This is a genomic window from Pelagovum pacificum (genome assembly GCF_016134045.1).
GTDB lineage: Bacteria > Pseudomonadota > Alphaproteobacteria > Rhodobacterales > Rhodobacteraceae > Oceanicola > Oceanicola pacificus_A.
The window spans coordinates 1,088,258-1,103,919 of the sequence record NZ_CP065915.1; the positions used below are offsets into that span (position 1 = coordinate 1,088,258).

The following is a 15,662-nucleotide window of genomic DNA, read 5'->3' on the forward strand; positions in this document are numbered from 1 at the left end:
AAACAATTAATACGAATATGTCTTTAATAGGGCAATATTTGTTGACGAATTGGTCGCTGTCGACAACCATCTGGCACGACGCGGTCAGCTGGGGCTGCGGGGAGTAATCGGAAGCCGCTTGTTTGCTTTTGCGGCAGAATACCGGGGGATAATTTAATGGCAGCTGGTAACACGGTAACGGGTACGCCCGGTGCGGATTCTATTGACGAAAACTTTAGCCCTGTCGGCACGACCGATAACGATGATGTCGTAATCGCGTCGGGCGGCAACGATACGATCAACGGCCAAGGCGGCTCCGATACGGTCGATTATTCGGGTAATACGAGCGGGGTCTTCGTGAACCTCGAGAACGGCACCGCGTTCGGTGGTGCAGAGACCGGGTTCGACTCGCTGGTGAGCATCGAGAATGTCATCGGATCCGCCGGTGACGACGTCATCTCGGGCAATGCCGATTCGAACACGATGTTCCTCTCGGGCTCCAGCCTGGGCGGCGGTGACCAACTTTCCGGAGACGGCTCCGGCGCAGTCGGCGGTATCGATACCGTCGATGGCAGTCTGTTGAGCCAAGACCTCGATATCGACCTCGCAGCGGGAACGGCGACGGGCAGCGGGGTGAACTCCACGATCTCCGGATTCGAGAATGCCACGGGCGGCTCGGGCAACGACACGCTGACCGGCTCCGCGGACGGCAACACGCTGTCCGGCGGCGACGGCGACGACCGGCTCGTGGGCGGCGACGGCGCCGACAGCCTGATCGGTGGAGAAGGCACGGATACCGCTGTTTTTGAAGGCGGAACCTTCTCCTCCTACACTCTCACCGATACGGTCGACGGAGTGCAGGTGCAGGGACCGGACGGTGTCGACCTCGCGGCTGTCGAACTGCTCGAGTTTTCGGACGCGACCGTTCTGATCGTCGGCGATGGCGGCTTCGCCACAATCCAGGAGGCGGTCGACGCGGCCAGCGCGGGCGACACGATCTTCATTCGGGCCGGCACGTACGCCGGCGGCGTCGATGTCGACAAGGAACTGAGCTTTGTCGGGCAGGGCGCGGCGACGGTGATCGACGCCACGGGCGGGGCCGGCTTCACGCTTGGCGCCATCGGCGCAACCGCGACCGTGTCCTTCGACGGCCTGACCATCAACAACGCCTCGTCGAGCGGTATCCGCAGCACGGCATCGACTGTCCTCGGCACGCTCGAAGTCGAGAATAGTTCGATCAACGAGTCGGGGTCCAACGCGATCGAAGTTCGCGAGAACGGCATTTCCGACGTTCACGTCCTGAACTCCACGTTCAACGCCAACGGTGGTGGCACGTCCGGCGGCGACGGCGCCCTGATCTTCTTCCAGTACAACGGCGACGCGCTGATCCAGAACGTCACGATCACCGGCGATGGCGTCGGCGAGCCGTTCCCGGCCGAAGGTCCGGCGACTCACTCCGGCTCCCAGACGGGGATCCAGTTCCGGGGCGATACTGGCAGCCTCGGCAACGTGGTCATGGACAACGTCGAAGTGAACGGCAGCCACAGCCGTCAGCCCGTCGGTTTCTTCAACTACGACGACATCGACGGTCTTTCGATGAACGACGTCACGATCAGCGCCGACTCCACCGGCTATGACGTCGCGCTGAACATCGACGGCGTGGGCGGTGACGTCGACCTGACGAACACCAATCCCGCGAACGGGGCGAGCTTCACCAACGTCAGCTTCCCGTCGCTGGTCGTGAACGGTGACCAGGTCGCCCTGCAAGGCGATGCGACCGAGAACACGCTCACCGGCGGTGACGAGGCGAACCTCGTGCGCGGCTTCGGAGGCGACGATACCCTGCGCGGGAACGGCGGAGACGACATCATCCTCGGCGATACGCGCGACGGCACACCCGACAGCGATGTCGACACGGCGCTCTTCTCGGGCAACCTGACCGACTACACGATTTCCTCGTCCCCGACCGACATCGGCTTCGGCAGCATCCCGGGCCTGTCCGTGTCCGGTCCCGACGGCGACGACTTCGTCGGGCAGGTCGAGATCCTGAGCTTCGACGGCGGTGACACCGTCCGTATCGTCGGCGCAGGAGGCTACGACACGATCCAAGACGCCATCGACGCCGCCAATGACGGGGACACCATCCTCGTCGCCGGCGGTGTCTATGACGAGCTGATCAACCTGAACAAATCCGTCGCCATTCAGGCGATGAGCGGCGAGTATGTCACTGTCGCTGGCGTCACTGTGGACGAAACCGCTGTTGACGGCGCGACCGACATGGCGAGCATCGGCGGGCTGGTGCTCGACCCGACCCTGTCGGCTGCCGGCAACTACGGCATCCTGCTGAACAGCGACTTCGGTGACAGCCTTCAGGGCTCGCTGGTGATTTCCGGCGTCTCCAACGCGACGGACATCGACGGCAACGGCTTTGCTCGGAACGGTCTCTACGTGAACGGCGGCGGTAGCGACCTCGACGTGACGGTCACGAGCTCGACCTTCACGGCGAACGGCCACAGCACGTCGAGCGGTGGTGGCGGCGACATCCTGCTCTTCGAGTTCACCGGCGATGCCAGCTTCTCCGGCGTGGCTGTCGAGGGGACCGGAAGCGGAACCGCCGACCGCGGCATCCAGGTGTCGGGCTTCGTCGATGACTCCGACAAGAACCTGGAGTTCTCGAACAACCCGATCGGTACGGTGATCTTCGACGACGTCACCGTGAACGGCGACTACGCGAAGGACGGGATCCTCTTCCAAGGGTACAACGACTTCGGCGGCCTGAGCCTGACCGACGTGGTCATCGGCGCCGAGAGTGCCTCCACCTTTGGCTGGACGGCGACCTACTTCGAAACCGAAACCGGTAACGGTAGCGCGAATCCGGCGGACGGAACCGTCAACATCGACGTCTCCGGCATCACTGTCGATCCGTCGGTCGTGGCCGGCAACTTCGGTCTGAACCCGAATCCGGGCGTTTTCGTCGGCGGCTATTCAGCGCCGGACAGCGTCACGGGCAGCGACGGCGCCGACAGCTTCTTCGACGGTCACGCCGATAGCGGTGACGACACCGTGGCGATGGGCGCTGGAGATGACGTGGTCTACGCGGCTGCCGGGAACGACTCCATCGACGGGGGCGAGGGCACGGATACGGCGATCTACGCATCCGACCTCAGCAGCTACGACCTTGGCGTCTCCACGGATGCGGACGGCCGTGTCACCTCGTTCGACACCGTTACCGACACGGACCCGTCGCTCGCCGGAGACGAAGGCACGGATACGCTGACCGGTGTCGAGCGTGTCACCTTCTGGGGCAACGATGGGCTGTCCGAGAACGATCTGACGCTCGACCTGACCCAGTCGGTCCAACTGTTCAACGACTCCGGAGACCTTGTCGGTACGTTCGACACGATCCAGGACGCGGTTGATGCCGCCAGCGACAACTTCCGGATCGAGCTCGACGGATCGGCCACCTACCGCGAGCAGGTCGTCATCGACGGGCTGGAAGGTCTGGTCATCGACGGCAATGGCGCGACGGTGGAGATGGTCGACAACCCGGCCACGACCAATGCCACGACGGGCAACAACCGCGAGGCCGTCTTCACCATCGAGAACGGTGAGGCGACGCTCGACGACCTCGTCATCGACGGGCGCGGCCTCGGCTCGTCCAACCAGTTCGACGGTGTCTACTTCGGCAACGCCTCGGGCACGGTGACGAACTCCACCGTGACCGGCATCCGCGCGCCGCTTCAAGGTGACGATACGCCGGCTGGCACCCAGCTCGGTCGGGCAATCTACGCCAATAATACCGATGGCGGCTCGAGGACAGTCGAGGTCAGCAACAACACCATCGTCGACTTCCAGAAGAACGGCATCGACCTGCGTGGCGAAGGACTGACCGTCAACGTCACGGGCAACACGATCGAAGGATCAGGCTTCCTGCCGGCATCGAACGCCATCGCGCAAAACGGCATCGTGCTCGTCTTTGGTGCCACGGGGACCATCTCCGGCAACACCATCTCCGAGATCGGCTTCGCGCGGGGTGACTACGCGCCGGTCGGTATCCTCGGCTTCGACGCCGGCGACGGCGTTCAGGTGACGGGCAACACTATCACTGGCCCGGTGGACGGCACCGGTGCGGCGATCCCCGCCAACTTCAACGCGATCAACTTCTCGGCGGGCGAGGCGGACGACCTCGTCATCACCGGCAACACGATCGAAGGGGCGCTCACCGGCATCACGCTGTCCGACAACGTCGACAACCCGACGGTCTCGGGCAACACGTTCATCGACATGGTGTCCGAGTTCCTGTCCAACACTGGGGAGGGAACGCTCAACGGTTACAACGTCGAGCTGTACGGCGGAGCCAACGATGCGTCGCTCTCCTTCACCGCGACGGACGGTGCGGACCTCGTGATCGGCACCGATGCCGCTGACGAGCTGAACGGCGGCGCCGGAAACGACGTCATCAGCGGTGGCGACGGCGACGACACGGTGACCGGCGGAGAGGGCGACGACGTGCTGGACGGCGGCCGGGGCGACGACGTGCTCGACCTCACCGCAGGCGGCGACGACGTGGCCGACGGTGGGCTCGGCACGGCCGACGTCGCGCAGCTCAAGTACAACGGAGGTGCGGCCTACGACGCAGCGGCCTTCGACTTCTCGGGCTTCGACGCGACCGACGGCGTGAACGGCGACACCATCGGCATCGACGATACCGGTGATGGCAACACCGACCGCACCGTGACGCTCAGCGGCGTCGAGTTGCTTGAGGTCACTGCCGACGGCTTCTCGACCTTCATCGTCCGCGAGGGCATGTCCGTCCAGGCGGCCATCGACGCGGCCGAGACCGGCGACACGATTGTCATCGGACCGGGCACGTTCGACGAACTGCTCACGGTCAACAAGACGCTGAACTTCGTTGGCGCCAACGCCGGACTGGCGGGGGATGACGAGGGCCGCGGCCCGGGATCGGTCCTCGCAGGCGCGGTCGTGACGGCCTACAATGTCCAGTTCGACGGCATCGCGATCGATGGTTCGTTGTCGCAATCGTCCACCGTGGGCATCAGCGGTGCTACCGTCGCGGGCATAGGCATCTCGAATAGCACTTTCGAGAATGTCTCGGGAGACAGCGTCGCCTTCAGCGCGTCGTCCACTCTGACGATCAGCAACAACGCCTTCGAAGACGCCGGCATCCAGCTGTCGGGGGTGGTCAGTTCCGTCGTCAGCGGCAACAGCTTCAACGATGCCGAAAGCAAGGTCGACGGCACGTCCACAGGGACGGAGTTCAGCGGCAACAGCTTCAGCTTCGACGGTGATGCGACTGACGAAGCCGGCCTCGTCATCGGCGGCTCCCTTCTGGCGCAAGGTCTGAGCGTCACCGGCAACAGCTACTCCGGCCTCGCCAAGGGGATCGTGGTGGTCTCCGCGGACGGATCGGTCAGCATCTCCGAGACGATCACCAGCTTCACCGACATCGGCCCCGACCTGCCGACGCCCTCCGAAGGGCCGGCGATCGCGGTCGAGGAATCGCTGGAAGAGCTGGGCATCGTCGACGAAGCCGTGCTGGCGAGCACCGGCAACACCGCGACGACGTGGGACCTCGACGCTTCGGGACAGCCCGAAGACGGAGGCTTCGGCTACTTCGGCAGCCTGTCGGGCGCCATCGCAGCGAGCCAGGATGGCACGACGGTCGTGGCGAGTGATGGTGACTTCTCCGGCGAAGGCGCGATCACGGTCGATCCTGAAGGGCTCACCGTTTCGGCGGGAGCCGGCGCGACCGGGATTTCGCTGACGCTCGGCGCTGCCTCGGACATCGAGCTTGACGGCGCGTCCGACATCGCGGTCACCGGCAATGCCGACGGTAACGCGATCACCGGCAACGACGGGGCGAACAACCTCGACGGTGGCGCGGGGGATGACGTTCTCGAAGGCGGTGCGGGCGACGACGTCCTCACCGGCGGGGACGACATCGACACCGTGGTCCTTGCAGGCGGTATCTCCGGCTACGACATCTCCGTGACGACGCTCGGCAACGGGTTCGTCGACGGCTTTACGTCGGTGGAGGATATCGATGTCCTCGCGGACGGCGACGACGGGACGGATACGCTGTTCGGCATCGAGCGGCTGGTCTTCCAGAACGGCACCGCCGGAACGCCCGGAGATGACACCGTGCTCAGCGTCGCCGACCCGGTCCAGCTGGTGTCCTCTGCCGGTGTGATCATCGGCACCTTCGCGACCATCCAGGCCGCGATCGATGCCGCCACCGGTGGTATCGGTGAAAAGGTCCTGCTGGCCGACACCGTGTTCAGCGAGGATGTCCTCGTGGACAAGGAGCTGACGATCCTCGGTGCGCTCACCGGTGTGGCGGGTACCGACGGGTCCCGCGGGACCGGCGAAAGCGCGATCGAAGGTCAGGTCACCGTGACCGCCGACAATGTCACGCTCGACGGCCTCTTCTTCGACATCAACGCCTCGGGAGCCAGCGGCGGCCAAGGCGTGGTGATGCTGCGGGGTGAGGGAGGCACCGTCAGCAACTCCGTCTTCATCGAAGGCAGCGACGACGGTACCACGCCGTACGCCGTGATGATTGAAGGTGAAGGCAACAGCGTCGAGGGCAGTCTCGTCGATCGGTCTGGTGCCAGCGGCGCTCCGAGCCTCGGCAACCCGGCGATCTTCGCCAGCGGTGCCGACAGCCTGTCGATCACCGGCAACACGCTGATCGCGGGGATCGTGGGCATCGTGACCGGCGACGGGACCGCTCCGGGAGCGGGGCTGACCGTGACCGGCAACACGATCACGGCGGCGGCGGTGAACAGCGACTCGATCTTTGTCACCGGACCGGGCTTCGGACCGCTCCCCGACGGGTTCGATCCGATCGACGCGACCGTCGACTTGTCTGGCAACACCTACACGACCGGCAAGGGCGTGCAGCTGCGGGGCACCGGGGAGGCTGACGACTTCAGCGGCTTCGGAACCTCCGGTCAGGATCAGTTCAGCGGCTACGGCGGGGAGGACCTGTTCGTCTACGGTCCTGGCGGCGACAGCTACGATGGCGGCGATGACGTCGACACTGTGGATGCGACGGCCGAGACCGACGACATCGTCGCCGATCTGTCCGCCGGAACGCTGGAAGTTGGAACCGACGCGTCCACCTCGCTCGCTTCGATCGAACGCTTCCTGTCGGGCGCTGGCGATGACACGATCACCGGCAACTCAGCCGACAACACCATCGATGCGGGCGCCGGCAACGACGTCGTGATCGGGGCGTCCGGGGACGACGACCTCCGGGGCGGAACGGGCACCGACACCATCAGCTACGCGAACGATACCGCGGGTCTGCAGGTGGTGTTGAACTCCTTCGCCATCGGGGCGGGTATCGGCGCGGACTTCCTCTCCGGCTTCGAGAACCTCGAGGGTGGACAGGGTGACGACACGCTTACCGGCGACAGCGGGGACAACGTGTTTTTCGCAACGCTCGGGTCGGACTCGATCAATGGTGCCGGCGGCTCGAACACTTACGACGCTTCCGGGTCTACCAATCGCGTTATCGCCGATCTCGGCTTCGGGACGGCTGGCGGCTCGGATGTCGGTGTCGACAGCCTGACCAACATCCAGAACCTGGTCGGTGGTCTCGCCGACGACCAGCTCACGGGTGACGGAAACGCCAACACCATCGACGGCGGGATCGGCAACGACATCCTGTCCGGCGGAGGTGGCTCGGACTCGATCGTCGGTGGCTCCGGCAATGACCGGATCGTGGCCGGCGACGGCGACGACGAGATCGACGGCGGCGCGGGCTCCGGTGATACACTGGTGATGTCCGGTGACCGTTCGGACTACCTGATCGACTTCGTCAACGGCATGATCGAAGACCTGAAGGGAACGGAGGGGACCGACAGCTTCACCGGCATCGAGTTCCTCGAGTTCAAAGACCGGACAATTGAGTTCTCCCCGGCCGAGCCCGATGGCAGCTTCGACTTCGACGGAGACCTCGCCAGCGATGTTTTCGTGATCCGTGCGAATGGCTCTCATGAGTTGCTCAGTGGCCAATCCGGGAATTCGATCGACAACTTGGGAGTTGCTCCGCACACCGCGGTCGGAGCCGGAAACTTCGGCGCCGGATCGGACAGCCCGATCCTCGTCGATGCCAACGGCACGACCTACTGGGACGATGGCTCCAGCCGGAACCGGATCGGTGGCGGCAACGAAAGCGTCGGCGTCGGGGACGTCAATGGTGACGGCTTGGACGAGATCATCTTCGCCAACGCCAACACCGGCGGCACCTATGCGCTGTCCGGCGACACCTCTGACACGATCCGCTACAACATGCCTCTGAGCACGCTGGCTGCCGTCGGTGACTTCAACGGTGACGGAGCGGATGACATCCTGCTCCGCGCACCGAACGAAGGCCGCTTCTCCTTCGGAGATGGTCCGACGGGTGCCAACGAGTTTATCGGGCGGAAGAACTTCGATCTGCTCGGGGTCGGTGACTTCGACGGAAACGGGGTCGAGGAAGCACTGATGGTCAACGGGAAGGGCGTGAAGTTCTTCATCGATGGCACGAACGGTGCCGCCCAAGGCAAGCTGGATGGTGCGAAGTTCCGTGATGTGGCTGGTGTCGGCGACTTCAACGGCGATGGTGCAGATGATGTGCTGCTCGACGATGGCGGAACCTTCATCTTCCAGGATGTCGCCGCGGGTCAGACCTTCGAACTCACCACTGCCAACGAGTTGATGGCGATCGGGGACTACAACGGTGACGGCATGGACGAGCTTCTGTTCCAGCGGAATGACGGATCGTTCTACACTTGGCTGCCGAGTGAGGACGAGCTCGGCACCGAACTGAACCTCGGTGCCGTGGACGACGTGGTCGCCGACCTGTTCAACACGGGACTGTTCTAAAGGGTCCAGCACTCGCTCCAGCAGCAAGCAGGAAAGCGGCGTCTCTCTCGAGGCGCCGCTTTTCATTTGGCGCAGTGCATTGAGGCTCGGCAACTCGCGGAGAGCGCCACAGCGCCACGGAGAGCGGCCGCGACAGGCGAAGGTGAGCAATTGGGCACACGGGGCCGTCCGGGCACTCAGGGCTGCCCACGCAGCCATGAGTGTCGAGGCCCGTTCACCTGTCCGGCCACAAAAGAAAGACGCCGCGCAGATCGCGTGGCGTCTTTTGTCCTGACGTGCCGGCTCAGGCCGGGTCGGGGTCGGGGGCGGAGGTGTTGGGGATCGTTCGACCGCCGGTGGCCCATGTGACGGCCTTCTCGCCGAGCGTCCGGAACTTGCCGGATGCGTTTTCCAGCTTGGCGACCCACTCCGGGTTCGGCTGCTGGCCGTCGGTGACGCGGAAGAAGGCCTGCAGCAGGCAGGCGATGGCGAAGGGCTCGATCAGCGCGACCTTCACGGCCCATGCGAACAGGATCGCGAAGACGAAACCTCCGGCCGACCAGGCTCCGGGGATCAGGTAGACGACCGCTGCTGCCGGGGCGAGCATCAGGAAGAAGACGAGCAGCGAGATGCCCCACGTGATCAGCGTCAGCCAGGCCGCGCTCGCCAGCATCGCCTTGCCGTTCTGGGCATAGAGCACGAGCGCATCGCGCGACGACGCCCAGGGGTTCTCGGACCGGGTGCGGATGTTGTGGGCGAGGATGACCTCATCGACCAGCCCCACGGCGACACGCAGGTAGGCCCGCACGATGCTCATCACGTTCTGCAGTCCGGGGATCGGCATGATCGCCATGAGCCCCTGGATCAGCCCGGTGATCGCCTTGACCACGCCCTTGATGAGCTGGTCGAGACCGAACAGCACCGAGGCTTCGCCGAACCGCTCCGTGACGATGTTGCGGGCATAGGCGATCTGGCCCTGACCGTCGGGGATGTCGCGCCCTTCGAGGTATTCGACCATGACGGCGATATGGCCGGCCTTAACGATGTAGAGGATGTATTCCCGCAGGAAGTAGAGGATGCCGGCCGTCAGCGCGAAGCCGATGATGCCGCCGTAGAAGGTGGTGCCGGCCCGGAATTCCGCGTCGCCGAAAGCGCCGATGCCCCAGCCGATCCCCGCGCCGGTGCCGGTGACGAGGACATAGGCGACGGCGATCCCGAAATAGACGATCATCCGGAAGACGAGGAACGGCAGCGTCTTGCGCAGGATGGCGAACGCCGTGCCGGTACTGAAATTCATCATTGAAATACTCCCATGACCTAACGTCATGGTCACCCGGAGCCTGCCACCGTCGCAAGGCAGAAAAACCAGACCTTTCGCAGTCCGGTCAGGGATTCAACGAACTCCCCGGAGGGGGTCAATTCTGCGCATTTGACGGGAAGGACCGAATTGGAGCGGGTGATGAGATTCGAACTCACGACCCTTACCTTGGCAAGGTAATGCTCTACCCCTGAGCTACACCCGCATCCGTTCGGTGAGCGGTGATCTATAAAGACTCGCCGGTGGCTGCAAGAGGAAAATTCACACGATTTGCAGCCACCGTCGCGGCACCCTGTTCAGGTGCCGCTACCCGCGAGTCTGATACGCCGTTTCGACCGCCAGAGGTTCAGTGCCTCGACCGCGCCGGCGAAGACCATCGCGGCGTAGATGAAGCCGCGCTCGACGTGGAAGTGGAAGCCGTCGGCCACCAGCGCCATGCCGACCATCACGAGGAAGGCGAGGGCGAGCATCTTGGTGGAGGGGTGCGCTTCCACGAAGCCCGCGATCGGGTTGGCGGCGATCATCATGATGACGATGGCGATCACCACCGCAGCGATCATTACCTCGATATGGTCTGCGATCCCCACGGCGGTGATGACGGAATCGAGCGAGAACACGAGATCCAGCATCATGATCTGGGCGATCACGCCGACGAAGGTTGCCTGCGCAACGGACCCCTTTTCGCCATGCTCCGATCCTTCGACCTCGACGAAGATCTCGGTGGCGGCCTTGTAGATCAGGAAGAAGCCGCCAAGCAGCAGGATGATGTCCCGCCAGGAGACTTCCCACCCGGCAATCTCGGCGATCGGCTCCGACAGCCCGATGATCCACGCGATCGAAAGAAGCAGCAGCACGCGCAGCACGAGCGCTCCGCAGAGGCCGATGAACCGGGCCCGGGCCCTTTGCGCCTCGGGCAGCCGGGACGAGGCGATGGAGATGAAGATGACGTTGTCGACGCCAAGCACGATCTCGAGGATCGTGAGGGTCAGGAAAGAGGCCCAGACGGCCGGGTCGCTCAGAAGTTCGATCATTTTATCCACGTGACCGGGGGTTGATATCCGCGATCACATAGGGCGCCGCTTGCACTTCGTCAGGTGGGGGAGGCCGCGTCGCTGTCGAATTCTTTCACCTTGCGGCCGACATCCTCGAAATGGGCGGTCACGCCGGTCTTGCGCAGCACGATGACGCCGTAGCCGCCGGGCGCATCGGTGAAGGTGCCGGTGTCCTCCGCGCCGAGTCCGAGCGCGAGCTGGTGGCAGGTGCTCTTGAAGATTGTGAAGGGAACGCCGCGCGCGCTGCCCGAGATGGTGCGGTGCACATGGCCCGAAAACAGATGCGCGCCGGGATGGGCGGCGAGCAGGTCGAGCACCTCGCGCCCGTCGGCGAGGCGTATCTCGTCGACCGTCCCGATTCCGACCTTCGCCGCCGGGTGGTGAGTGAAGACCAGCGGCAGCCGGTCGTCCGACGTCTCGAGCGCCTGGCGCAGAAAGGCGATGCGGGCCTCGCCGAGCACGCCGCCATGCGCATCCCTGCGCCACGGTGGCCCCTCCAGCGTGTCGAGCGTGATGATCCGGTGCCGGTCGAGGTCGGTGACCGACTGGACGAAGCCCTCACCGTCGACCGCCGTCTCCGGGAATGCCTCGAGGAAACGATCGCGGCGATCGTGGTTGCCCAGCATCAGCGTCACCGGCAGGTGCACCCGCTGCAACAGGGCGGCGAGCCGCGCGTACTGCTTCCTTTTCCCCTCGTGGGCGAGGTCGCCCATCACGATGATCCGACGGGCGTCGCCATGCCGGGCGAGCGCGTGTTCCAGCGTCGCCTGCAACCGCGCGAACGGGTCGAGACCGGCGATGGTGCGGCCGTCTTCCACGATATGCAGGTCGGTGAAGACCAGCAGCTTTTCCATGTCCGTCCCCCGGGTCGTCCGCCGCCGCGCACTCAACCATGGCCATGTGACCATTGGATGAAACGGCGGCGGATCGGGGTTATTCGAACTCGATCAGCAGGTCCTTGGCGTCGATCTGCGCGCCGGGCTGGACGTGGACGGCCTTCACCGTCGCGTCCCGCTCGGCGTGGAGACCGGTCTCCATCTTCATCGCCTCGATGGTGAGCAGCATGTCGCCCTCTTTCACCTTGGCGCCGGCCTGCACCGCGACGGTCGCCACGACCCCCGGCATCGGCGCGCCGAGGTGGTTGGCGTTGCCGAGCTCCGCCTTCATCTTCTGCGCCGAGCCGCCGGTCGCCTTGCGGTCGGGCACGCGGATGGTGCGCGGCTGGCCGTTCAGTTCGAAGAACACCCGGACCTCGCCTTCCTCGTTGGTCTCGCCGACGGCGGAGAGCCGCACCTCGAGCGTCTTGCCGGGATCGATCTCGGCGGCGATCTCGTCACCGGGCTCCATCCCGTAGAAGAAGACGTTGGTCGGCAGGGCACGGACCGGGCCATAGGCCTCGTTGCGGTTGGCGTAGTCGGTGAAGACCTTGGGATACATCAGGTATCCGGCGAGGTCGTAATCGTCGATCTCGAGCCCGAGATCCTCGGCCAGCTTGGTGCGGGTCTCCTCGATGTCGGTTGGCTTGAGGTGCTTGCCGGGACGGTCCGTCATCGGCTTCTCGCCCTTAAGGACCTTCTTCTGAATGTCCTCGGGCCATCCGCCGGGAGGCTGGCCGAGGTTGCCCTTCATCATGTCCACGACGGAGTCGGGGAACGAGACGTCGACCTTCGGATCCTCGACCTGCGCGCGGGTGAGACCCTGCGCCACCATCATCAGGGCCATGTCGCCCACCACCTTTGAGGAGGGGGTCACCTTCACGATGTCGCCGAACATCATGTTCACGTCGGCATAGGTCTTGGCGACTTCGTGCCATTTCTCCTCGAGCCCGAGGGACCGGGCCTGGGCCTTGAGGTTGGTGAACTGGCCGCCCGGCATCTCGTGGAGGTAGACCTCCGACGCCGGCGCCTGCAGCCCGCTCTCGAAGGCGAGGTAATGGGCGCGCACCATTTCCCAGTAGTTCGAGATTTCGCGGATCGCGGCGATGTCGAGCCCGGTGTCCCGCTCCTCGAAGCGCAGCGACTCGACGATGGAGCCGAGGGTCGGCTGGCTGGTGTTGCCCGAGAACGAGTCCATCGCGGCGTCGACGCAATCCACGCCGGCCTTGCTCGCGGCCATCACGGTCGCGATCGCGGCGCCCGAGGTGTCGTGCGTGTGGAAGTGGATCGGCAGCCCGACCTCCGCCTTCAGCGCGGCGATCAGCGTCTCCGCCTGCTTCGGCTTCAGCAGCCCGGCCATGTCCTTGAGGCCAAGCACGTGGGCGCCGGCCTTCTCCATCTCCTTGGCCATCGCGACGTAGTACTTCAGGTCGTACTTCGCGCGGTCGGGGTCGAGAAGGTCGCCGGTGTAGCAGATCGTGCCCTCGCAGATCTTGCCGGACTCGACCACGGCATCCATCGCGACGCGCATGTTCTCCACCCAGTTGAGCGAGTCGAACACGCGGAACACGTCGACCCCGGCCTCGGCGGCGGTCTTGACGAAGAACTGGACGACATTGTCGGGATAGTTGGTGTAGCCGACCCCGTTCGACGCGCGCAGCAGCATCTGCGTCAGGATGTTCGGCATCTTCTCGCGGATCATCGCGAGGCGCTTCCACGGGTCTTCCTGCAGGAAGCGGTAGGCCACGTCGAAGGTCGCACCGCCCCAGCACTCGACCGAGAACAGCCCCGACATGTTCGCCGCATAGGCCGGGGCCACGCGGATCATGTCGATCGAGCGCATCCGCGTCGCGAGCAGCGACTGGTGACCGTCGCGCATCGTGGTGTCGGTGATCAGAAGGTGCTTCTGCTCCTTCATCCAGTCGGCGACCGCCTCGGGGCCGAACTGGTCCAGTATCTGACGCGTGCCCGGTAGCGGACTCTCGGTCTTCGGCTCGGGCGCGACGGGCTTCTTGACGTCGGCGGCCGGTTTCGGACGGCCGTCCGTTTCCGGATGCCCGTTCACCGTGATGTCGGCGATGTAGGTGAGCAGCTTCGTCGCGCGGTCGCGGCGCTGTTTGAAATCGAACAGCTCCGGCGTCGTGTCGATGAACTTGGTCGAATATTCGTTGTTCAGGAAGGTCGGATGCTTGAGCAGGTTCACCACGAAGTCGATGTTCGTGCTGATCCCCCGGATCCGGAACTCCCGCAGCGCCCGGTCCATCCGCTTGATCGCCGCCTCGGGCGTCGGCGCCCACGCGGTGACCTTGGTCAGCAGCGAATCGTAGTAGCGGGTGATGACCGCGCCGGAATAGGCGGTGCCGCCGTCGAGGCGGATGCCCATGCCCGTGGCCGACCGGTAGGTCTGGATGCGGCCGTAGTCGGGGATGAAGTTGTTGGTCGGATCTTCTGTCGTGACCCGGCACTGGAGCGCGTGGCCCGACAGCTCCACGTCGTACTGGGACGCGCATCCGGTTGCCTCGACGAGGGACTTGCCCTCGGCGATCAGGATCTGCGCGCGGACGATGTCGATGCCGGTGACCTCTTCGGTCACGGTGTGCTCGACCTGCACGCGGGGGTTCACCTCGATGAAGTAGAACTCGCCCGTCTCCATATCCATCAGGAACTCGACGGTGCCGGCGCATTCGTAATTGACGTGCTGGCAGATCTTCTTGCCGAGGTTGCAGAGCTTCTCGCGCTGCGCGTCCGACAGGTACGGGGCAGGGGCGCGCTCAACGACCTTCTGGTTGCGGCGCTGGACGGAACAGTCCCGCTCCCAGAGGTGATAGATGTTGCCCTCCTGGTCGCCGAGGATCTGCACTTCGACGTGCCGGGCCTTGGTGATCATCTTCTCGAGGTAGCCTTCGCCGTTGCCAAAGGCGGCTTCCGCCTCGCGACGGCCTTCGCGGACCTTTTCCTCGAGCTCCTTTTCCTCCTCGATCGGGCGCATGCCCCGGCCGCCACCGCCCCACGACGCCTTCAGCATCAGCGGATAGCCGATCTCCGCGGCTTCCTTCTTGATCGCCTTCATGTCGTCGCCGAGCACTTCGGTCGCCGGGATCACCGGCACCCCGGCCTCGATTGCGACGCGACGGGCGCTGGCCTTGTCGCCGAGCGCGCGCATGGTGTCCGCTTTCGGACCGATGAATGTAATGCCTGCTTCCGCACAGGCGTCCACGAACTCCGGGTTCTCGGACAGCAGTCCGTAACCGGGATGGATCGCGTCGGCGCCGCATTCGCGGGCGACGCGGATGATCTCGGGGATCGAGAGATAGGCAGCGACCGGGCCGAGCCCCTCACCGATGCGATAGGCCTCGTCCGCCTTGAACCGGTGCAGGCCCAGCTTGTCTTCCTCGGCATAGACGGCGACCGTCTTTTTGCCCATCTCGTTCGCGGCCCGCATGATGCGGATCGCGATTTCTCCCCGGTTGGCAACGAGAATCTTGTTGAACTCGGGCATGGGCGGACCTCCTTTTCGCAGTTGCAGAAAATGCTATGATGGTTCTGCGACGGCGTAAATGGCCC

Annotated in this window: 5 protein-coding genes and 1 tRNA gene; 1 reads left to right on the forward strand and 5 read right to left on the reverse strand. The window is 64.7% G+C overall.

Going from position 1 to position 15,662, the window contains the following annotated elements; genetic code table 11:
• The first annotated feature begins 156 nt into the window (after window positions 1-156).
• Complete coding sequence (locus I8N54_RS05510) at window positions 157-8,874, forward strand: right-handed parallel beta-helix repeat-containing protein (RefSeq protein ID WP_140193521.1); 8,718 nt, start codon at window positions 157-159, stop codon at window positions 8,872-8,874.
• 283 nt (window positions 8,875-9,157) lie between these two features.
• On the opposite strand, the gene I8N54_RS05515 is transcribed toward I8N54_RS05510, so the two are convergent.
• The 5 genes from I8N54_RS05515 to I8N54_RS05535 form a co-directional block, all read right to left on the reverse strand.
• A complete protein-coding gene (locus tag I8N54_RS05515) occupies window positions 9,158-10,150 on the reverse strand; it encodes a hypothetical protein (RefSeq protein WP_231592461.1) in 993 nt (330 codons plus the stop codon).
• Window positions 10,151-10,301: 151 nt separating this feature from the next.
• A tRNA-Gly gene (locus I8N54_RS05520) sits at window positions 10,302-10,376 on the reverse strand.
• Window positions 10,377-10,467: 91 nt separating this feature from the next.
• Window positions 10,468-11,202: a TerC family protein gene (locus tag I8N54_RS05525; protein WP_140193519.1), complete on the reverse strand. Its 735-nt coding sequence runs from the start codon at window positions 11,200-11,202 to the stop codon at window positions 10,468-10,470.
• Window positions 11,203-11,261: 59 nt separating this feature from the next.
• Window positions 11,262-12,077 (reverse strand): metallophosphoesterase, encoded by an 816-nt coding sequence (locus I8N54_RS05530; protein ID WP_197097491.1) that lies wholly within the window; start codon window positions 12,075-12,077, stop codon window positions 11,262-11,264.
• 79 nt (window positions 12,078-12,156) lie between these two features.
• Window positions 12,157-15,597: a pyruvate carboxylase gene (locus tag I8N54_RS05535; protein WP_140193517.1), complete on the reverse strand. Its 3,441-nt coding sequence runs from the start codon at window positions 15,595-15,597 to the stop codon at window positions 12,157-12,159.
• Window positions 15,598-15,662 lie beyond the last annotated feature (65 nt).